This window comes from Spirulina subsalsa PCC 9445, from assembly GCF_000314005.1.
Taxonomy (GTDB): Bacteria; Cyanobacteriota; Cyanobacteriia; order Cyanobacteriales; family Spirulinaceae; genus Spirulina_A; species Spirulina_A subsalsa.
The window spans coordinates 1,996,978-2,018,553 of record NZ_JH980292.1; the positions used below are offsets into that span (position 1 = coordinate 1,996,978).

Here is a 21,576-nt window from a genome sequence, read left to right on the forward strand (position 1 = left end):
CAACTCACCTGTTCTCTCATCGGGTGCTTCATCCTAACAATTGATGAATGTGAGTCAATAACTCCGCCATTGATTGAGAACCGTATTCTACCACCTCCACCACTAAATGATTGAACTGGGGATCTAAACCCGGAAAATGGGGAGAAGGACGATGATCTAACAATAAAATTGGAGGCGTAAAAGCCGAATCAGCTAATCCTTGAATTCCCGCTTGCCACTCAGCAGAGGGGGCTTTGTTGTGGAGATAGAGAATCAAAAGATCAACACTGTGTTGTTGAATTTGACTATAGACTTCTGACCAAGATTGTGCGAGTAAACTGCGTAAACCTGCGGTTTGAAGATATTGGGTTAAAGCGGGCAAAAATTCCCCATTTTGGTTGTTTTGCTCTCCCTCTGGGGGCAAATTATCCCCAAAGATCAGCAGATGGGGCTGAGTAGAGACACCCGCGGCCACTTGAATCACCTGTAATAGGGCGGTAATGGTTTGTTCTGCAATGGGGATTAAGCAGGGGAAAACGGCCAGACTCGGGAATTGATTAGCCGCGGCTGTAGTTTGGGTTTCGAGGGTGACGAGGGGTAAATGCACCAGATTTTCATATTGGGTGAGCGATCGCATAAACTCCACCGAATCCGTCCCATTAATCCCTTCCAACAACAAAACATCCGGATGCCAAACCCGGGCTAAAACACTGGCCTGTTCAAGATCATCCGCTTCGAGAATACGATAATTTAACCCCGAAGTCTGTTGAGATAAAGCCAACCCAAATTCCGTCACAAATACCGCGCTGCCATCGGCAGTAACTTCAGCAAACTTTGGGTTAAGTCGCAAAATAGTTAAGTTGCTTTGGTGAACCATCGGTTGAGAACGTAAGCGGGAGAGGTTCTCTTGGAGTGCCGAAGGTTGCACAGGCAGACTCAGGAAACCATCAGCCCCATTTTGTTTGGCCTGTTGGCGTTCAGCCCGCGTTGCCATGACCAACACAGGAATCCCCTCTGTGGTAGCATCTGCTTTAAGCAGGGTTAACACATCCCACCCCGAGAGCAAGGGCAACACAGGGTTGAGTAAAATAGCGCGAGGTTGAACCTGTCGGGCTTTTTCCAGTGCCTCCGTCCCCGTTCGGGCAATAATCACCCGATAACCTTGTTTTTGTAACATTCCGCTCAACTGTTCAATAGATTGGGGAACCGCTTCCACAATTAAAATCAGTTGATTATTCGGGGCATTATTCGCCGCCGACAGATGATGTTCTGGTGGGGTGGGAGGCAAGAGCAACGTGAATTTACTCCCCTTCCCCACAGTGGAAATAAAGGAAATATCGCCCCCATGAGCGCGGGCTAATCGTTGGGTTAATACCAACCCTAAACCAGTGCCTTCAAATTGCCGGGTGAGGGGGCTTTCCAGTTGTTGGAATTTCTGGAAAATCAGGTGCTGGGCTGATTCAGGAATGCCAATTCCTGTATCCCAAACAGTAAAATCAATCCACCCTTGCCAACGACTGACTTTCAGCCCAATTTTCCCCTCGGGGGGGGTGAATTTAAAGGCGTTTTCCAACAAATGAACCAGCATCTGGCGCAAGCGCAGTTCATCGGCCACGATGAATTTTAGACCCTCTTCAATCTCTAGGGTGAAGTCCATCAGGGGGAAATCGGGATTGAGGGGTTCAGTGTTTTTGTGGATTTGGGTTCTGGCTTGTTCGTAGGCGCGATCGCACGCCACCTTCAGATCCACCGTTTCCAGCGTCAGTTGCAGCTGCCCCGTTTCCAGACGGGTTAAATCTAAAATATCATTGACCACCGTCATCAACTGCCGCCCACTTTGATAAATCAATTGAGCATAACGCATTTGACGGGCATTCAATTCCCCCAGTTTCTGGTCTTTTAACAAACTCGACAGCCCCAGAACCGCCGTCAGAGGCGTTTTCAGTTCATGGCTAATACAGGCTAAAAACTCATCTTTCAAGCGGTTTAACTGCACCAGATCCGCATTCTTCGCCGCCAATTCTTTACAAAGTTGTCGCTGTTCCGTGACATCGGTCGCCAAAATTAGCCACAGTTGTGGCAAAGATTGAGCCAAAGTGTTGCCCCTTTGCTCTGTGTTGATTTGTAACGGAAGCTTGACAAATTGCCAAACTTGGTGTTCTAAAGGCTCATGAGAACTGGGAATCGTTCCCGCCGAGAACCGATGTTGAATTAAAGCGGGGGGCGTTTGTCCAAAGCCCGATGTTCCTCCGGGTTCTTCCCACTCATCAATTAAACTACACCAACGTTGTAACGCTTGTTCCTGACTCAAGGCTTGGTGGACTTGTTCACAAAACGCCTCATAACTCTCCGTCGGTAACATCATACAATCTACAGCCTTCGGACAAGTAGACTGCATCGGTGGACTACTAGGGTTTTCTTGCCGACCGACTTGGGCTTGCCAAGTCGCATTTTGATGTAAAACTTCCCCCTGTTGGGTGTTGAGCATCAAGGGAATGGGCAATTGATCCAACAATTGCAGGAAATCCTGTAAATTTTCCCGAGTTTTTGCTGAGCTTTCCGGGTGTCCCATCGGCCTTGTCCAGACAGTCCCCAAGACATCCCCAGCCCCCGAATTCTCAGGCAATAACGCCCGCCACAACTTACAATCATCTAACAGTCCCTGCACCTTTTGTTCCCCATCTACCACCACATAAGCTGAACAGTGATGGAGCAAAGGATTCTGATCAAAATAATCTTTAATCTCCCCTAAACGTAGAGTATCCGGCAACATCGCCACAGGTTCAAGTAAATGCCGCAACTCCCCATTTATCCCCTGCCCAGAATTTTGGGACTGACTCCAATCCGAACGACCAATCCCCCAGCCCCCTAATCTCGTCTGAGCTTGAGCAATAGTCCCTACTAGCAAACGACAGCCCAAATAGGGGAGAAAACGAGCCAGGCGAACTACCCCCACAGGGCGATCCCTTGGATCCACCACCACCACCATCTCTCCTCGACTCGAATCCATTAAAGCCAGCACCGTTTCAAGACTGGCATTGGCATCACACAGAGGAATAGAGCGCGCAAACTCACCGAGAGTGGAAGAGAAGTTAACCATAAGACTTTAAAAGCTGACAAACCAGCAAATATGAGGTTTTAAAGCGAAATGTTGCCAGCAATAGACAAAATATGCTTAAACCGGCCAAGGTTTAAACTTGGCTTGATGCTCATAAATGACCCTAGCCCATCGCAGAAAAGCAGGGTTTCCGGGGGTAAGATTTCGAGCGCATCACCCCACCCTGCCGTTGGCGAGGAAGGGGAATTTCGCCATCAACATTTTTGTTAAAAATGAGCCTCAGACCGATTGATCTTAAAAGCACCACAAGTTTATTATTGCCTTTTCGTCTAGAGACTTTATCCCTGAGCTTACAATTAATTACAATTCTTAGTCTCTGTTGACCAAAATTCTGGGAGACAAGCCCCCCTTCCGGGGAAGCCTTCTCTGAACCTATAGTTTATGGGACTCCTGACCAACGGAGAACCCCCGCGCCCTGAGGTTGAGGAGTCTTAATCCTGTCCAGAGAAAAATCTTCCCAGTCCAGCCATTCTAGGCTAGATTTGAGTAGCATTAGAGAAAAGCCCCTCTAGGCATTCATCCAGCTTCAAGCTCAACAACCAAAACACCTATGTTTGTTAAGAACCTATTTGGCAAAAAAACCAAAGGGATTGGCATTGAAGTCGCGCCAGAACGAATTAACATCGTTCAACTGCGCAAACAGGGACAAAACTACAAACTAGAAACCTACCTCACCCGAGAAGTTCCCGAGGGAATCTTTGAAGAGGGACAGATTGTAGATTCCCCTGCCCTTGCCGAACTGATCCAAGAACTCCTCACCGAAAATAACATTAAAGCCAAAAAGGTGGCCACCTCCGTTCCCATGCGCGAGGCCATCATTCGCATTATCCCCATTCCGGCGGAACTCGACGACCAAGAATTACGGGATATGGTTTTAAATCATGAGGCCGGGCTTTATCTGCCCTACCCTCGGGAAGAAGTGGATTTGGACTATCAAAAGTTGGGCTTTTTTGAAGACGAGGACGGCATTGAAAAAGTGCAAGTCCTGCTGGTGGCCACTCGTCGGGAAGTCACAGACGCTTATCTTGACACCTTCCAACAGGCCGGCCTAGAAGTGGATGTTCTCGAAATTAATAGTTTTGCCCTGATTCGCACCATTCGCGAACAACTTCGTCAATTTGGCCCCCAAGAAGCGGCCGTCTTGGTTGACATAGAGTTTGAAAGCACGGAAATTGCTATCGTAGTGGATGGGGTCCCCCAATTTTCCCGCACGGTTCCCATTGGCACGTTTCAACTGCAAAGCGCCCTCTCTCGGGCGATGAACTTACCCACTAAACGGGATACTGAGATGTTACAAGGGATGACCATTCCCAACACACCCGTCGATGGGTTACGCACCGGAGCAACCGGGATTAACCCCGGGATGGCCGCCTTGTTGCGCGTGTTGGGGGAATTAGCCGATGAGTTGCGCCGTTCCATTGATTTTTATTTGAATCAAAGTGGGGAACTGGAAGTGGCTCAATTGTTACTCGCCGGACCCGGGGGAGGCATTGGTCAACTGGATGAATTTTTTACCAATCGTCTCAGTTTACCTACGGCTCAAATTGACCCAGTAGCGTCACTTTCCCTAGAAATGGATGAAGAAATTCCCGCAGTGGTGCGCCCTAGTTTGGGCATTGCTTTAGGGTTAGGTTTAAGGGAGCTTTAACCAATTATGTATAGTTTAGATATTAATTTTCTTAAAGATCGGGCGGCCATTCCCACGGCCGGGGGGTCAGGATTTGTCCAAGCCAAAACCCCAAAACGGCAGATTACTAAAGAGGAGTTAATCCCCCTAGGGATTGGAGGGGGTGTTGCCATTTTGTCTTTAGTGGTTGTAGGTGGCGCTTATTTTTGGATTGATTATGAAACCACCCGCACCCAGGAAACCTTGAGTGGTTTACAGGCTGATATTACCCAGTTAGAACAAATTGAAACTCAAATTAGCCAGTTAGAAGCTCAGTTAACGGTTGCTCAAGAACAAACCCGAGGATTAGCGGGGGTTTTCGCCCATATTATCCCCCCGTCGGCGATTTTACAGTCGATTCGGGATGTTACTCCAACTAATTTAAATATCTCTTCCATTGAAACGATTACCCCCCAAGATACGGGGCAAGAAGTGGAAGGAAGCAGCCGACCTATGCCTATCCTGCGCCTTTCTGGGGTTGCTGACTCTTATGATGAGGTGAATATATTCTTGCTGAATCTAAAAGAATCCCCTTTGTTCAATGGTGAATTAGCACGCATCACTGAAGCGGAATTAGTCGATGATCCCGCCCGACCGGAACCGGCCGAAGGAGTCACCATTGAAGTGGGAGGAGCTTTGGAAGATATCAAAGTGGTGCGTTATAGCTTGGAAATTCCGATGCAGGATGTCAGCGAGATTCCAACGACTGAATTAATTGCCTATTATGGCAACCGAGGGGCTGCGGGATCGGTAATCCGTTTAGAAGCCTTAAAGAATAAGGGGATTATTGAAGATTAAGGGGGGTTTTAAACTATGACATTTGCAGATGATTTTGCCCCAATGGAGGGCACTGAAGAGGAACAATCACCCTATCCTGTGGTGTTGGGGGTTGCTTTTACCCCAATTATGGGGGGGGCGTTATTGGGGGTGCTGGGGGTGGCCGGTGCGATCGCCCTGGGCTGGTATGTGGTGAAACCCAGCTGGGACACCCTCAACAGTTTAAACTTTGATGTGGATGCCGCCGCAACCCGTAAAGAGGAACTCGAACTAAAACGAGGGCGGATTAACCAACTACAAAGTGAACTCCAGCAAACCCAAAATAATCAACGGGAAGTTCTACGGCTCTTTTCCGGTCAAGATACCATGGACACCTTGCTGTTTATGCTCAACCAGCAAATTAGAACCCGGGGGCAATTTGTCCGCTATACTCCCCCCACCACAGCTTTAGAACCCATTCCTCCGGAAGATTTACGCTATGAAGAAGCGGTGAAAGGACTCCTCAAACGGCAAACTCTGAGCTTACAAATTGAGGCCTCTTTCCAAGCCACCCAAGACATTCTCCGCAGTTTGGAACGCTTGCAATCGGTGTTAGTCATCCATAATCTGCGCACAGAAGTCACGACTCAGGAATCCCGGGTGATTGACGCTCAAGGGAATATCCGAATTCAGGGTCAACCTATCCTCACCAGTACCTTTGATGTCGATTTATTGGTACCCCTCACGGAGGAAGAATTGCTGGAGACTATAGGCGGTCAACAAGGGGCTGAAGGGGAAGTTCCGGTTGAATAGCGCTGATCAGTCACACTCTTCTCGGGGGTAGTTTGACACTCCCGGGCATAAAGGCGCGGGGATTCTCAGGTCTACGGGAGTCCAACGACTTTACCCTCACGGAGCTTCGTCACCTCCTAGGAATTTCGGGTCTAGGAATTTTTTTTCTGGGAATTTTTTTCGCTGAGGGAATTTCTCCCAATCCTAGAGAATATAGGGTATTATCCATATAGCTCAAACGCTGGGGTCGTGCTGGAAAAACCCCCTGTCAGGAAGAGTGGAAGTCCTAATATTGTGTGGCTAGGTCAATAAATTAATTTAATAACAGTTGTGCGATTTGGTTGAGGAGTGAATGGTGAGTATTAATTTTAGGCAAGTCGGGATTTTAACCGGAGCAGCAGCCGTTTTGATGGTAGCCCAGCCTGTGGGGGCGGCTCAAGTCCAAATTACCCAAGTTCAAGTCCAATCCAATAATAATGGCTTTCAGTTGGTTCTGGGTCTGGCTAACAGCGACAGCATCCCCCAAGTGTTAACGGTGGTGCAAGGGAATAATCTGGTGGCCGAGATTTTAGATAGTGAGCTAGCCTTACCGGAAGGGGGCAGTACGTTCCGACAAAATACCCCCGTCCCGGGTATTGCACGGGTGGAGATGATTCAGGTCAACTCGGAAACCGTGCGGGTGATTGTCTCGGGAGAAAATCGCCCCCCCGTCGGTCAAATTTTGCGCCAACAGTCGGGTCAGTTGGTCTTCGGTTTTGCTCCTGGTGGCGCAATGGCTAGCGGTGAAACGCCCCGAGCCGCGACACAACGACAAACGGGTGAGGTGCGGCCGCTCCCTCCTCCTCAAGGGAATAATCCCCTCCCCTCTACTATTCCTCTCCAAGACCCTCCCCCTCAACTGACGGTTCCTGAAAATACTGTCAACCCCCAAATTCCTCAACCGGAGGGGGAGTTACCCCGGTTTGACCCTTCGTTATTTTCCCAAACGCCGCGCTCTGAAGTGTTGGTGCCGAATCCGGCCATTACTATTGAGGGCAGTCCAGCCACCCCAGCCGCCCCGGCTCAACCCATTGCTCCGGCTCCCCCGTTTTTGCCTCGGGCGGTAGCTCCCCCGGTGGGAGATATTGCGGTGGCGAATCTGGACTCTTCCCCGGAAATTATCGATTTAGGCACCAGCGCCCGGGTGCCGAATATTGTCTTGCAGGATGCCCCGGTGCGGGAGGTTTTAGGTCTTTTGGCGCGTTCGGCGGACTTGAATTTGATTTTTGCGGAAACTGGGGAAGGAGGAGCAGACGGCGGTCCGACCATTTCCTTGGATTTGCAGGATGAGCCGGTGCAGGATGTGTTTAATTATGTGATCCAAGCGGCGGGTTTACAAGCGGCTCGGCGGGGGCGGACGGTGTTTGTGGGGACGCAATTACCCCAAGCGGCTCAGAATATTGTGACGCGGACGTTTCGCTTAAATCAGGTGACGGCATCGAGTGCGGCGAACTTCCTCGCAACTCAAGGGGCTGAGGTGCAGTTGTTGGTGGAGTTGGAAGAGGATATTATTAACCCTCAAACTCAGGAAAGAATTGGAACGCGACAATTGCCACCCCGTTTAGAACGGATTACTCCAGAAGTGGATAATTCCCTAGGTCCTCTGTTGTTGGTGGGAACTTCTGTGGCGGCGGATTCTCGGTTAAATACGGTGACGATTGTGGGAGAACCGCGCAAGGTTCAGATGGCGACGAATTTTTTAAGACAACTGGATGCCCGTCGTCGTCAAGTGGCGGTTAATGTGAAAATTATTGATGTCAATTTGAGTAATATTGGACGGTTTGGGACAAGTTTCTCTTTTGGGATTAATGACACGGGGGTGATTAATCAGTCGGGGATTGGGATTATTAATTTCGGCACGAGCGATCGCAATGTTCCCCTAAGAACAACGACGGGCGCGATTGAACCCCGTTCTGCGGATCCCAATTCCTTTATTGGGGCTGAACCGTTCCAAGTGGGACGGGGAAATATTGGTCCGACTCAGCCCAGTATTGGACTCACCAGTGAAACAGTCGGTCAGTCTGCCGTGGCGACAGCAGGCAATCCGTCGTTTAACATGGTGAATGCCTTTTTATTGCAGCTTCAAGCCTCGATTCAAAATAATAACGCTAAAATCCTGACGGATCCGACCTTGATTGTGCAGGAAGGCCAAACGGCGGCGGTGAATTTAACTCAGGATGTGGTCACTAATATTGAAACGGATGTTCAAGCGGCGGCGGGTGTTGTGACTTCGACGGTGACGGTGGAGGTGAGTCGCGGTGATGCTGGGGTGGGTTTGGTTCTGGCGGTTAATGTGGAACGCATTGATGATAATGGTTTTATTACCATGCAGGTGAGTCCTCAAGTGAGTACCATTGGGGAGGTACAGACGATTAATATTGGGGGATCTTCTAATAATATTAGTCTGCTCAGTCGTCGGAATTTGTCCACTGGAGTGGTGCGGATGCGGGATGGTCAGACGTTGATTCTCTCGGGGATTATTCAAGACCAAGACCGGGTACAGGTGCAGAAGGTGCCGATTTTGGCGGATATTCCCCTGATTGGCTCGTTGTTCCGTCGGACAAACCGCACAAACCAACGGAATGAGGTGATTGTGATGGTGACTCCCCAAGTGTTGGATGATTCGGAACGCTTTGGGGGGACGGGTTACACCTTTACTCCGGGTCAAGATTCCCAGCAGATGCTACAGCAGCAAGGATTCCCGGTGCCGGGTCAACCTGTACCCCCTAATCGCTAGTGGGTTAGGAGTTGAACGTTAAAATGCGATCGCCCCTAAAACTGCTTTTCCTCCTCGCCTTGGTCTGGGGCGGCTTTAATCTGTTTTGGCAAAATGGGGCGATCGCACTTTGGGATCAAGATGAGGCGGCCTACGCGGGATTTGCCCATAATATCTTGAGTACAGGGAACTGGGTCACACCGGATTTTCTCTGGTCTGACCCCCACCGTAAACCCCCCCTCCATTTTTGGGCGATCGCACTCTCCTTTAAACTCTTCGGTGAACAAGAATTTGCCCTGCGTTTCCCCAGTGCCTTAGCTGTCCTCTTGACAGGATGCACAATTTATGTTATGGGGCGGTCAGCTTTTGGGGAGCAAACCGCCCGACTGGCGACCATCATTGTTTTTTCCTCCCTCCTGCTACCCAATTTAGGCAAAGTCTCCCTCACCGATGCCCTCTTAGTCCTCTGGCAAACCATCGCCCTATTAGCCCTCTGTAATACCCTTGTGCGACCGCGAGGGCTTTGGACGGTGTTATTGTGGGGGGCCGTGAGTTTAGGCGTTTTAACCAAAGGCCCTCCCATCCTGATTTTAGTGTTAGGCTCCCTCGTCACCCTCGCCCTCTTTTCCCCCCAGCGTCGTCACCTGATCGCCCTCCATCCTTGGGTAGGGTTGCCCTTATCCCTGATTCCCCTATTGGTGTGGGGGCGCATGGCTTGGGTTGCCGATGGGGGGGAGTATATTCAATGGATGATTGACTGGTATATTGTCAAACGGGCAAGCGGAGGGATTACCTTTGGCCAGTGGGGGCCACCGGGGTACTTTTTGCTAGTGTTTTGTCTCGGTTTTTTACCTTGGGTGATCTTCTTCCCGGCCGCTTTAGGGGACTTGGGGCGTAATCTGTGGCGCAAACGGGAGCAGCCTTTGTCTAGTGGGATTGCCGCTTGGTTAATTTGGGGCTGGTTGGCCTACGAATTCATCCCCAGTAAACTCCCCTCCTATGCCTTGGGGGCCTACGGTGCGATCGCCCTCTTAATCGCCCAGACCATTATTCACCCTCCCCACCCTCGCTTTCCTTGGGGAACCCGTCTTTTCCTCCTACTCTCCCTCTTGTTAACTGTGGGTTTGGGAGGAGCGGGCTGGTGGCTACTCGGTATAAGGGGCGGGGTTTTGAGCCTGTTGGTGGGAGTCTTTTGGTTGGGGTGGGCGATCGCAACCATTCACCAACTCCAACGAGGCCACCTAGAAAACGCCATCACCCTCACCACCTGCAACGGATTAATCCTCACCTTCCTGATTTGGGGGTTTCTCATGCCCCTAGTCAACCTCAACCATTCCGCCACCCAACAAGTCGCCCAACAAATCGCCCAAACCACCCCCCCAGAAACCCTCGTCATCTTCGCCGACTACTTCGACCTACCCAGTCTCCCCTTTTACGTCGCCCAACAGCAACGGGAGTTTATTGGCTTAGAAAACAATCCCCTGCCCCAATTACAGACCTATTATGAAAGAGAACAAAGCACCGTTTTAATATTCAATCAAACTCCAGCCCTCCAACAGTTTTTAGACCAGTTAGCCGCCGCCCATTTACCCACCCCCCAACAGGTACCCGTGCGGGGCTGGTTTAGTCAGATGGGAACCCTTGAAACCTATACCGTAGTTTGGCGCGAGTGAAGAATTATTCAGCAAGCCCTAGTTAGGGCCGATAAACCCGAGCCGTAATACCCTGAGCGTCCAAACGCTCCACCAACTGCTTGGCATCCGCTTCTGTAATAAACGCCCCCATTTGTAACTGTACCCCTTGAGAAAAGCGCCGGGCATAGGCATCCGGAATCGCAGAACGAGCCTGTTGTAAGGAAGACGGCCCAGTATAAGGAACTAAAACATAGTAGAAATCGCTCGTCGTCGGACCCGCGGCCGCATTGAGGACAACGGGATCATTCGCCAAATCTGGACTAGGAGAAGGACTAGGAGAGGGACTAGGAGAGGGAGCCGGACTAGGAGAAGCCTCCGGACTCGGGGCGGGTTGAATCGGCTGTAACAGAGCCGTGGTCAAGTCACTGGTTTCTTCCGGCGGCGGAGGTGGGGGAGCCGTCGGACGACTCGGGGAAGGATTGAGGAGTTCTATATTCGGCAATTCCAAAGTCGGGCTAGGGTTAGCCGTAATCGTGCTTAAGGAGTCTAAATTTAACTCCCCAAATTCATCCTGAGCGAGGTTCGGGCCTTGAATCGTCAAGGGAGGGAGGTTTGAGGCCGGAGTTGTGGCCACAGGGGCATCCGGAGCAGGGAACAAGCGGTCATAGAGAGCGCCCAGACGTTCCGGCTCCAAAATCGCAACCCCAGTTAAGGTTAAAGCACTGCCTAACAGCACCATAGACCCCAGCCCAATAGGGGTTAAGAAACGATTGCGCGGGGGAGTAATCGGGGGTTCTGGTTCCCCTTCCGCGAGATTGCGGCGCAGTTGAGCCGAGGACGCTAAATCATCTTGGGGGAGGTCAGAGTCTGGGGCGGGGGGGTTGCCCTTTTGGGTGAGGTTAGCAACGTGGCTTTCCAGTTCAAGGGGTGGTTTGGGTTTCTCTGGAGTAGGGAGTGCAGGAGTCGGGGCGGCCTCAGCATCCGGTCGCAGGGGAGCAAAAGCCACCTCCGCCGCTACTCGTTCCGTGAGGGGAGGCATGGTAGGCGTAGGTTCAGGAGTCGTTGTCCGTTGGCGACGGTAGCGGGCTAACTCTTCTTCGAGTTGTACATCTAAACAACTGAGGGCGCTTTCTAATACCGGACTCATGCCCGATGGGGTGGAATATTGTCCTGAACCGTTTTTCGCCATAATGTCACTCCTGAATCTACTCGCCGTGTCTATTTTGGCACAGACCCCGCCCAGTTGACCGAGGCGGAACTTTTTTCCCCCTGTGGCACTCATGGAAACCGTTATAGCCGGATTTTTTAGCAAATTTTGCGGAAAAGACTGGGGGATTCGTGAAGGGATAGAAGACGGGGATCAAGGGTTTTACTAGGCTCAACAGCCTGTGATAGAGAAAAACGCACATTATAACGCTTCTACTATGAAGAAAAAATAAAGAAATAAATTATCCATTCTGAGCCTGAGTTAAGCTGACAATGTGGAGTTCGTTTTTTTCGTGTTGATCATTGATTAAAGTCCCGCATTGAGATTGATCCCCAACCTGATCCCCGTGATCTCAGAGGGTTATCCTCCCATAGTGTCATATAAAGCAACAAAATCTAACAAGTTTGTATCTATTTATTGCACAAAATCACGGACTTTAAAAATTGAATTCAAAATGGAAGAGTGAAGTGCAAATAGTATTCCTGTGAGCATTCCCGAACCAGTCCCCCTAGCCCTTCTCCCCCCAAGAGTTGCCATGAATAATCAGCGTTTTTGCACGTCCACCTGTCGCCTCTGTAGCTATTATCAGCCAGAAGGGCGGCGCGGTGGTCTTTGCGCACAACTGGGTGTTCCGGTCAAAGGATGCTGGAAAGCCTGTAGTCTGGCAGTTCAACCCTTTACCCATGTAGACTGGAATCCTTTGGGTCAAGAGATTGCCTTGTTGGAACAGTCTTTAGCCTTGCCTAATCATTACGCAAGACCCGGCGAATTACAGCCCTTGGAGCCGATTCCCGATGAATTTTACCCTGACTCCCACCCCCACAGAGAAGAAACCCTTTCGGCCTAAATCTCTTAATCATTTGGTTGTGATTGTCCAAGGATAAAATCAAAAATTTTTCGATTTTTTTTGTTAAAAACTTTTTACTGAACATGATTGAGTCGCGCCCAAACTCTGAAACGATTTGAGCGCGATTTTTCGGGAGTTAGGGTTTGTTGAATAATACCAGACACTACACCCAACAAGGGAACAGAGGAGATGGGGAGAAGTTTAATATTTCCGTTCCTTGGGTTCAAAACGATTCACCACTACGGGCATATATTCCAAATCAATCCCGGCGGCAGAATAATAACTCAAAGTATGCTTGAGAAACTCCCCATCATTGCGTTGAGGATAATCCTCCCGGGAGTGCGCCCCTCGGCTTTCTTGGCGGTGAAAAGCTGAAGTTAAAATCATCTCCCCGACGACCATTAAATGACCTAATTCTAAAGCCTCAATTAACTCCGTATTCCAGTGAGTTCCTTTATCATCTAGATAAACTTGGGGATATTGGGCTTGGAGTTCTCGAATGGCCTCTAATCCTTGCGCCATGACCGATTCTGTGCGAAATACGCCGCAATGTTCGGTCATACAATCTTGAAATGCTGAACGTAGCGCGCCGATGCGCATTGTCCCCTCTTGATTCAATAAGCCTTGAATGCGCTTTTCCGCTTCTGTAATGTAGAATTGCGCGTCAAAGGTGGGCATTTTGCGCGTCTGGACATATTCGGCAATACTGCGCCCAGTGCGACGGCCATAAACCACACATTCTAAGAGGGAGTTACTGCCCAAACGATTCGCCCCGTGGACAGACACACAAGCACATTCTCCAGCCGCGAAAAATCCCTCAACTAGGCGATCGCCACTTCGTCGTACTTGTCCATCCGTATTGACTGGAATTCCCCCCATTGAATAGTGCGCCGTCGGGCGTACAGGCATGGGTTCATGTACCGCATCCACCCCCACCAAACGATGGGCTTCCTCCCAACAGAAAGGAACCCGACTCATGATTTTTTCCTCCCCCATGTGCCGTAAGTCCAGATGGACAAAAGGCCCTCCAGGGCTGCCATCGGCATGGATTCCCCGCCCTGCCCGAATTTCTAGGGTAATCGCCCGTGAGGTAATATCCCGGGGGGCTAACTCCATCTGGTTGGGGGCATAATTGGCCATAAAGCGATCGCCCTCACTATTGCGTAAATAAGCCCCTTCCCCCCGTACCGCCTCAGAAATCAACACCCCCACCGGATACAACCCCGTCGGGTGAAACTGCACAAACTCCATATCCTCCAGAGGCAACCCCGCCATTGCACACATGGCTAGACCGTCCCCCGTCGAAGCAAAATCATTAGACGTAGTGTTAAATACCCGGCCATAGCCCCCCGTCGCAAACATCACCACCTTCGCCCGCACCACCTCCAGATGGCCGTCCAGAATATGGAACATCACCACCCCTTTCGCCTCATCCTCCTCCAGAATCAGGCGCATCACATACCACTCATCATAAATCTGTACCCCATAGCGGCGGAGATTGCTAACCAACTCATGTAAAATGGCGTGGCCTGTCTTATCGGCCGCGTAACAAGTCCGTTTGTGGGAATGGCCGCCAAAAGCACGCTGGGCAATGTGACCATCGGGCAAGCGGGAAAATAGAACCCCCATGTGTTCTAAATCAATAATCACATCGGGCGCTTCCTTGGTCAGAATCTCCACCGCATCCTGATCCGCCAGATAATCGGATCCCTTCACCGTATCAAAAGCGTGGGCTTCCCAACTATCCTCGGGATCCACATTATTCAGCGTTGCCGCAATCCCCCCCTGTGCCGCGACGGAGTGGGAGCGAATGGGGTGGGTTTTTGCCACTAAACCCACATTTAAACGGGGGTTAATTTTTTTAATTTCTAGGGCAGCGCGACAGCCCGCTAAACCACCACCCACAATAATTACATCATGTTCTAACATGGCCAAATTTGTATAAGCGTTCTGAGTTCTATCGTGACCGATGGCTGGAAACAGAAGGCATAAGTTTGTTAAAGTCTTTAGGTTTGAGGGGGGTTGTTTCAGGAACGGCGATCGCGTTGCAGATCCCACATCACCTTCTCAATATACCACTGCTCCGGCCGCCCGGGTTCTCGCACCTTTGCACTGGTTAGTAATCGTTCCATCGCCCCCTGATCTCCCTGTAGCATGACCAATAATTGTTTATACTTGCCTTTCTGGAGAGAAGAAGACTGAACCGGGGAGGGAGTCCGTTTGGGTCGAGAACGACGAGGACGAGAGGAACGGCGCGTGGGTCGGGGAGATGCCCTTTTATCTTTTATCTTTTATATTGTAGCGCTGTTGATTCCCCTGCCCCATCCAAGGCTGTAGCCAGACGACCCAGATCACCAAACCCATTAACCCAAGGGTGATCCCCAGAATAACCACCATTGCCATCATACCACTCATGACAATTGTTCCCCATCCGGCACTGTTGTAAAACTGTGATTATTTTAACCAAATCTGGGCTATAGTTGAGCGGTGAATTGTTGGGTTGCGCGCTTCGCTCCACCCAACCTACAGATAACCTTGAACTTACTTTTATCTGATTTTAGTCATAATTGTAGCAGAACAAAACAAGGATGATGTAGCGTTATAAATTCGTTGTTCAGCATATTTAAAATAATGGGGATCAATTTCAATGCCGACACTATTTCTCCCCCAGTTTGCGGCTGCCACTATCGTCGTTCCAGTTCCCATAAAGGGGTCAACAACAGTATCTCCCACAAAACTAAACATTCTAATCAAACGACTTGCTAAGACTTCAGGATAAGGAGCCGGATGATGGCGAGTCGATTGACCCGGAATTCCAGACCAAATGGATTGAAACCATTGTTGATGATTCTCAGCCGAGATGAGAGAAAGTACACGAGTTTCTAGGGAAGGTTTTCTATATCCTCCGGGTTTCCGTTCCATTAAAATGTACTCAATATCATTTTTAATTACTCCATTCGGTTCATAGGGTTTGCCTAAAAAACCTTCCCCATTGCCAGAGGCTTCATAGTTAGCATTACTAATTTTATGCCAAATAATTGGAGACAGGTTATTAAAACCAATCTGACGGCATTGTTCTTGAATGGCAGAATGAAGGGGAATTACTGTATGCCTTCCCTTATTTTTGCGCCGAGATAGACACACATCCCCCACCACACAAACTAATCTACCTCCGGGAACTAAGATTCTATAACAGTGTTGCCATACTTTATTAAGTTCCTGTAAAAATTCTAGATAATTCTCAATATTGCCAAGTTGGCTTTTATGCTCTCTATAGGGTTTTAATGTCCAATAAGGAGGAGAAGTTAGCACTAAATGAACGGATTGATCTTCAATAAAAGATAAGTGGCGTGAATCGGTCTGAAAGAGAGCATGGTTGGTGGGTATTTGTTGAATTACTGTTTCGATTTGCTGGACAATATATGGATCTTTTGCCAGTCGCGGAATGTCTTTCTGGGAGGTCGTTATATTCTGTAATGTGGGGGGTAATAATAACTGTTGATCGTCTATAAAAAACCCATTAGATATCATGTTGTTGTATGAATATATTTCTCTATGATAGCGATTCTCAATGAGATGCAAAAAATGACCCGGTGTAAATTGGTCAATCTAGACGGTGGGAAAAATTTAGGTTTCAGACCCTATGTATAGGGTCTGACTAGAGGCAATATTAACGTCTCCGTTGCTCCTGTTCCCAGTCCCGACGATACTCACTCATGGGGCTGTTGTCTTCCTCCCAGTCCCAATCGTCGGCCGGGGGTGGGGGGGGCGCATTCCGAGGGCGGGGAGGGGGCGCAGAGCGAGTTCTCGGAGGAGGGTCAAATTCATCCTCGCGGCGGGGTTCTGGGCGGGGAGGACGGCGTGGGGTTTCTCTGGGTTCACGTTCGGAACGGGGTGCAGGGGAGCGACGAGGGGAATAGTCTTTCTCTTCCCATTCTGGGGGACGCTGACGGGTGCGGATGGGTTGGGGAGGACGAGGGGGATAGTCTTTCTCTTCCCATTCTTCGGGGGGACGTTGACGGGTGCGGACGGGTTGGGGAGGACGAGGGGGATAGTCTTTCTCTTCCCATTCTGGGGGACGTTGACGGGTGCGGACGGGTTGGGGAGGACGAGGGGGATAGTCTTTCTCTTCCCATTCTTCGGGGGGACGTTGACGGGTGCGGACGGGTTGGGGGGAACGTTGGGGAGGACGGCCACGATTTTGGCGGATATCTTCGCTCATATCCACAAAAAAATCTCGCCGGACACAGGGATATTCTCCCACCCAAAGGTTTTGACTGGGAATATAAATATCACTCACTTCTTGAATGCGGCTCAAATCGGGCTGGTTGGACATGACTAAACCTTCCACCCATTGACCGGGTTTGATGAGCTTGTGGGTGCGACGGAGGGGGGCTTTAACGAAGGTTCGGAATCCGCTAGAATCGCCGATTTCTATGTTGATTCGGCGTTCCCGATTCTCGACTATGACTAAATCTCCCCGTTGATTGAAGCTTTCGGCCTCGCTGACGACATCATCGGAAATAAACACATCTAAAATCTGACCGCGCCAAAAGCCACTATATTTGAACCGCCGATATTTGCTATTGCGGATGCTGGCGAAGTAGACGGGGGACCAGAGCCAATAAAGACCCAGAATAATGGTCAGGAGGAGTTTAAAGCCGCCTAGGTCGCCAAAGACGAGGTAAAGCAACCAGATGACGATGACTCCGACGGCGGAAATGAGTAAACGGCCGAGGAAGTTTTGCCAACTGCCCCAAATCGCGGCATATTGCGCTCCTGTTGCGACGGTTGGCACCAGTTGTTCAAATTTTTCGCGGGTCAGGGGGATGAGCATAAGGGGAGGGGAGACTAGAGGATTTTCTCTAAACCGTACACTAAGGATTTTAGTTCTGTCACCTTGCGGATGGCGAGGAGAACACCGGGCATATAACAGGCGCGATCGCTCGTATCATGACGGAGGGTGTAAACCTGTCCGGGTGAGCCGAATAGAACCTCTTGATGAGCGAGAAGGCCAGGTAAACGCACGCTATGGATGCGGATGTTTTCCTCTGCTATACTGCCTCGGGCTCCGGGGAGTTTTTCGCTTTCTTGGACGCTAGGGGGATTGTAGGTTTTGCCCATTTCGGCGAGCATTTGGGCGGTTTTGATGGCGGTGCCACTGGGGGCATCGGCTTTTTGGTTGTGGTGGAGTTCGATGATTTCGACGTGATCAAAGTATTTGGAGGCTTGGAGGGCGGCCTGTTGGAGGAGTACCATCCCGATGGAGAAGTTGGGGATGACGAGGGCTCCGGTGCTGGCTTTTTCGGCAAATTCGCTCAGGTCGTCTAGTTGTTCGGGGGAAAGTCCGGTGGTGCCGACGACGGGACGAACTCCATAGGCGATCGCACTCCGCACATTTTCATACACACCATCAGGGTGGGTGAAATCCACCATCACCCCTTGCACTTTCTCCTGAGTGGCGAGGACTAACACACTTTGTAAGTCATTGAGAATGGGAACTTCTAATTCCCCACATCCGGCCACAATTCCCACATCTTGTCCTAACACTTCGGGATTATGATCCACCGCCCCAATCAGCATCATATCCTCTGCTTGGGCAACAGTTTTCACCACTTCGCGCCCCATCTTGCCTGCGGCACCATTAACAACAACAGGAATTAGTGCTTCGTTTTCCATAGTTTCTGAATCTCCAAGAATGATCATTTGGGGGAGTCGGTGTAGGGGCGCAATGCTTGCGCCCTAGGGAATCGGGAGTCGGGAGTCGGGAGTCGGGAGTCGGGAGTCGGGAGTCGGGAATCGGGAATCGGGAATCGGGAATCGGGAATAGTTAATAATTATCAACTCCCCCTCTCCCCTGCTCCCCAACCTTGCTACTCTGGAACCTGTGATGACTCGCTTTCCGGCGACTGAGAAGGATTATTAGCGGCCGCCAGACGTTCCTGAGCGTTGCTCATCACGGCGGCCAAATTTTCCAATAATTCGCCGGGATAGGCTTCTAAAATCTTAGTAGACAGAGAGATGCGATTTTTATACTCGTCAATCTCCGTAATCACGACCTTGATTTGTTGCCCCACTTGTAAAACCGTGTGGATGTCATGAATAGGTAGACCACTGACTTGGCTAATGTGGAGGAGTCCCGTCACCCCTTCTTCTGTCTCCACAAACGCCCCATAGGGCTTGAGACTAACCACTTTCCCGGATACTACCCCCCCGGCTTCAACCTGTTTCATGGCTTGGGAACGGGCGGCTTCTCGTTGGGAGAGTACCAGTTTTTTGCTCTCTGGGTCTACTTGTAAACAAGTCACGGTCAATTGTTGACCTACTAGGCTGTCTAGGTCTTCTTTTTCCACCAAATGCGATCGCGGAATAAACGCCCGCAGTCCCTTAACTTCCCCAATCACACCGCCCCGATTCACACCCTTAATCCGTACCTGCAACGATTGCCCAGTGGTCTGCATTTCCACTAAGTCACTCCAAGCTTGTTTCAGAGCCAACTGACGACGGGAGAGAATCACCTGACCATCGGCATCCTGTTCACGAATAATCACAAACTCCAGTTCTTCATCCATCGGCAGGAGTTCCCGAAGATCCTCCACTGCTCCTAATGCGGCCTCGTCTTTGGGGACAAAGGCCGACGACTTGCCCCCAATATCAACAAAAACCCCCTCGGTGGTATATTCCAAAGGTCTGCCGCGCACAACTTGCCCCCGTTGAAAAACATAATCATATTGTTCCTGTTCGAGGGCTTTGGCAAAGTCGTCCATAGAAAAAGCAACGTTAGCTTTAGGAGGACGGGTGGATTCTGAAGTCATAGCAGTGTAAAGGTTAAAAATTAAGGAAGCCTTCCGCCAACAGCCAATAAACGGGTAGCACACCCAAGGGGCTTGGGGAGTGACTGCTGTGGATAGTCGGCCAGAAGTGAGGACAGATTGCTCTGTTCCATCTGCTCATTTTATAAGGTAACTCGACAAGGGGCAGGTTAAAGTGTGGAGCTAAACAACTGTAACACTTTCTGCCAAGCATCCTGAGCGGCGGCCTTGCGGTAATCGGGGCGCTGGTCACAGAAGAAGCCATGACCTGCCCCAGCATAGCGGAAAATCTGGTGGGAGATTTGCTGTTTCTGCAATTCGGCCTCAATTTCCTCGACTTGTTCTAGGGGAATTAGGGGATCTTCTTCCCCGAAAAAGGCGTAGAGGGTGCCTTGAATCTCTGAGGTGCGGCGCAGGGTAGGTTCCCCGCCGCCGGGGGTGAGGGTGGCGATTCCGGCCCCATAAAAGGAGGCGGTGGCGCGAATTCCGGGCAGGGTGGCGGCGAGGTAGGCCACATGACCACCAAAACAAAAGCCGATACAGCCTACGCCACCGGGTTTGACTTGGGGGAGGCGGTGCAGATAATCTAGGGTACTCTGGAGGTCGCTGAGGAGTTCGGAGGCTTTGGTTTGTTCTTTATACTCTCGTCCTTGGGCGAGTCCGTCGGGGGTGTAGCCTACGGCAAAACCGGGGGCGAGGCGTTGATAAATGGCGGGGGCGATCGCCACATATCCCGCTTGAGCGAAACGTTCGGTCACATCTTTGATATGCTCATTCACCCCGAAGACTTCTTGAATCACGATTACTGCTGGATAAACCCCCTCACCTTGGGGCGTAGCTAAATAAGCTTCAATGGCGAGGTCGCCGTTTTGAACCAATACAGACTGAGTTTGAATAGGGGTCATAGGGAAAACTACGGATTACAGTTCACAAGTCTCTCCAATCAGCCTACACTAGATGTAGATTGTTATGGGGTGAATGGTTAAGATGGCTGGTAAAGTGCAATTCCACATCCAAATAGACGGCGAAATCCCCGCGTCTAAACAATTATTTGACCAGATTCAATTTGCGATCGCCTCCCGTCAATATCCCCCCGGCCATCGTCTCCCGAGCACCCGACAACTCGCCCAAATCACCGGACTCCACCGCAACACCATCAGCAAAGTCTATCGCCAACTCGAAGAAACGGGTTTAGTTGAATCCCTCGCTGGCTCCGGGATTTATGTAAAAGCCCAAGGACACGAAGGCGGCACCCGACACAATGCCTCCCCCACTGCCCAAAATCCCGAAGCTTATAAATTAGTGCAGAAAAGTTTAGATGAACTGCTGTCTCAAGGCTGTAGCCTCTCCGAGGCCCGGGATTTATTCCTCTCAGAAATTGACTGGCGCTTACGTTGTAGTGCCAGAGTCTTAGTCACTGTTCCCGCCCGGGATCTCGGTGCCGGAGAATTAATGGTACAAGAAATTGAAAAAGCCCTTAATATTCCTGTTCAATTAGTCCCCATGGAGGAATTAAGTAAAATCCTCGAACAAACCCACTCCGGAACTGTCGTCACCAGTCGTTATTTTATCAAACAAGCCGAAGCCTTAGCCGCCCCCCGTTCTGTACGGGTGATTCCCGTTGATATTTACGATTACAGCAAAGAATTAGACCTAGTGCGCAAACTTCCCCAAGACAGTTGTTTAGGTTTAGTCAGTCTCAGTGCGGGCATTTTAGGCATTGCTGAGATTTTAGTTCATAGTCTCCGGGGAGAGGATTTATTAGTCATTTCTGCCCAACTCCAAGACACTTATAAAGTCAATGCCTTAATTCGCAGCGCTCACACCATTGTGTGTGATAAAGCCAGTTATGGGGCGGTCAAACAAGCTATTTTAGATGCCAGAGATGAGTTAATTCGTCATCCTAATTTAGTCTGTAGTGAAAATTATATTGGGGAAAAATCGATTAATTTATTGAAGCGAGAGTTAGGATTAGGCTGAACTCCAGTTTAGCTCATCGTCGGGAAGCCC

General features: G+C 50.2%; 17 protein-coding genes. 7 read left to right on the plus strand and 10 right to left on the minus strand.

The features are described from left to right. Positions 1-28: 28 nt before the first annotated feature. Positions 29-3,079, minus strand: coding sequence for an ATP-binding protein (locus tag SPI9445_RS25005; RefSeq protein WP_017304469.1), 3,051 nt, complete (start codon positions 3,077-3,079; stop codon positions 29-31). A 568-nt stretch (positions 3,080-3,647) separates the two neighbouring features. Here SPI9445_RS25005 and pilM point away from each other — a divergent pair. From pilM to SPI9445_RS25010, 5 genes are all read left to right on the plus strand, one after another. Further along, the gene (gene pilM, locus SPI9445_RS0109305; protein ID WP_017304470.1) at positions 3,648-4,745 is read left to right on the plus strand and encodes a type IV pilus assembly protein PilM; all 1,098 of its coding nucleotides are present in this window, start codon (positions 3,648-3,650) and stop codon (positions 4,743-4,745) included. A 6-nt stretch (positions 4,746-4,751) separates the two neighbouring features. Beyond that, a complete protein-coding gene (locus SPI9445_RS0109310) occupies positions 4,752-5,561 on the plus strand; it encodes a PilN domain-containing protein (protein WP_017304471.1) in 810 nt (269 codons plus the stop codon). A gap of 15 nt (positions 5,562-5,576) precedes the next feature. Then, a complete protein-coding gene (locus tag SPI9445_RS0109315; RefSeq protein ID WP_017304472.1) occupies positions 5,577-6,332 on the plus strand; it encodes a hypothetical protein in 756 nt (251 codons plus the stop codon). A gap of 331 nt (positions 6,333-6,663) precedes the next feature. Beyond that, positions 6,664-9,087, plus strand: a complete 2,424-nt coding sequence (locus SPI9445_RS0109320) for a secretin N-terminal domain-containing protein (RefSeq protein WP_017304473.1) — start codon at positions 6,664-6,666, stop codon at positions 9,085-9,087. 11 nt (positions 9,088-9,098) lie between these two features. Next, positions 9,099-10,739 carry an ArnT family glycosyltransferase gene (locus SPI9445_RS25010; protein WP_164674498.1) on the plus strand — a complete coding sequence of 547 codons (1,641 nt, stop codon included), beginning with the start codon at positions 9,099-9,101 and terminating at the stop codon, positions 10,737-10,739. A gap of 22 nt (positions 10,740-10,761) precedes the next feature. Here SPI9445_RS25010 and SPI9445_RS0109330 read toward each other — a convergent pair whose 3' ends face one another. Then, positions 10,762-11,889 carry an SPOR domain-containing protein gene (locus SPI9445_RS0109330; protein ID WP_017304475.1) on the minus strand — a complete coding sequence of 376 codons (1,128 nt, stop codon included), beginning with the start codon at positions 11,887-11,889 and terminating at the stop codon, positions 10,762-10,764. Positions 11,890-12,442: 553 nt separating this feature from the next. Here SPI9445_RS0109330 and SPI9445_RS29570 point away from each other — a divergent pair. Continuing rightward, the gene (locus tag SPI9445_RS29570; RefSeq protein ID WP_164674433.1) at positions 12,443-12,754 is read left to right on the plus strand and encodes a hypothetical protein; all 312 of its coding nucleotides are present in this window, start codon (positions 12,443-12,445) and stop codon (positions 12,752-12,754) included. 201 nt (positions 12,755-12,955) lie between these two features. On the opposite strand, the gene SPI9445_RS0109340 is transcribed toward SPI9445_RS29570, so the two are convergent. The 8 genes from SPI9445_RS0109340 to SPI9445_RS0109375 form a co-directional block, all read right to left on the minus strand. After that, positions 12,956-14,683 (minus strand): succinate dehydrogenase/fumarate reductase flavoprotein subunit, encoded by a 1,728-nt coding sequence (locus tag SPI9445_RS0109340; RefSeq protein ID WP_017304477.1) that lies wholly within the window; start codon positions 14,681-14,683, stop codon positions 12,956-12,958. A gap of 98 nt (positions 14,684-14,781) precedes the next feature. Then, entirely contained in the window at positions 14,782-14,910 is a 129-nt protein-coding gene (locus tag SPI9445_RS31625; RefSeq protein WP_017304478.1) for a hypothetical protein, read from the minus strand. Positions 14,911-15,031: 121 nt separating this feature from the next. Further along, complete coding sequence (locus SPI9445_RS30435; RefSeq protein ID WP_017304479.1) at positions 15,032-15,169, minus strand: hypothetical protein; 138 nt, start codon at positions 15,167-15,169, stop codon at positions 15,032-15,034. Between the two features lie 132 nt (positions 15,170-15,301). Continuing rightward, positions 15,302-16,285, minus strand: coding sequence for a DNA-methyltransferase (locus tag SPI9445_RS0109355; RefSeq protein WP_017304480.1), 984 nt, complete (start codon positions 16,283-16,285; stop codon positions 15,302-15,304). 139 nt (positions 16,286-16,424) lie between these two features. Beyond that, complete coding sequence (locus SPI9445_RS31090) at positions 16,425-17,591, minus strand: UbiA prenyltransferase family protein (RefSeq protein WP_017304481.1); 1,167 nt, start codon at positions 17,589-17,591, stop codon at positions 16,425-16,427. 14 nt (positions 17,592-17,605) lie between these two features. Beyond that, complete coding sequence (gene dapB / locus SPI9445_RS0109365) at positions 17,606-18,433, minus strand: 4-hydroxy-tetrahydrodipicolinate reductase (RefSeq protein WP_017304482.1); 828 nt, start codon at positions 18,431-18,433, stop codon at positions 17,606-17,608. 194 nt (positions 18,434-18,627) lie between these two features. Continuing rightward, positions 18,628-19,569, minus strand: a complete 942-nt coding sequence (locus tag SPI9445_RS0109370; RefSeq protein WP_017304483.1) for a S1 RNA-binding domain-containing protein — start codon at positions 19,567-19,569, stop codon at positions 18,628-18,630. A gap of 167 nt (positions 19,570-19,736) precedes the next feature. Then, on the minus strand, positions 19,737-20,471 hold the full coding sequence (locus tag SPI9445_RS0109375) for a dienelactone hydrolase family protein (protein WP_017304484.1): 735 nt from the start codon (positions 20,469-20,471) through the stop codon (positions 19,737-19,739). Between the two features lie 82 nt (positions 20,472-20,553). On the opposite strand from SPI9445_RS0109375, the gene SPI9445_RS0109380 reads away from it, so the two are divergent. Further along, positions 20,554-21,546: a GntR family transcriptional regulator gene (locus SPI9445_RS0109380; RefSeq protein WP_017304485.1), complete on the plus strand. Its 993-nt coding sequence runs from the start codon at positions 20,554-20,556 to the stop codon at positions 21,544-21,546. Positions 21,547-21,576 lie beyond the last annotated feature (30 nt).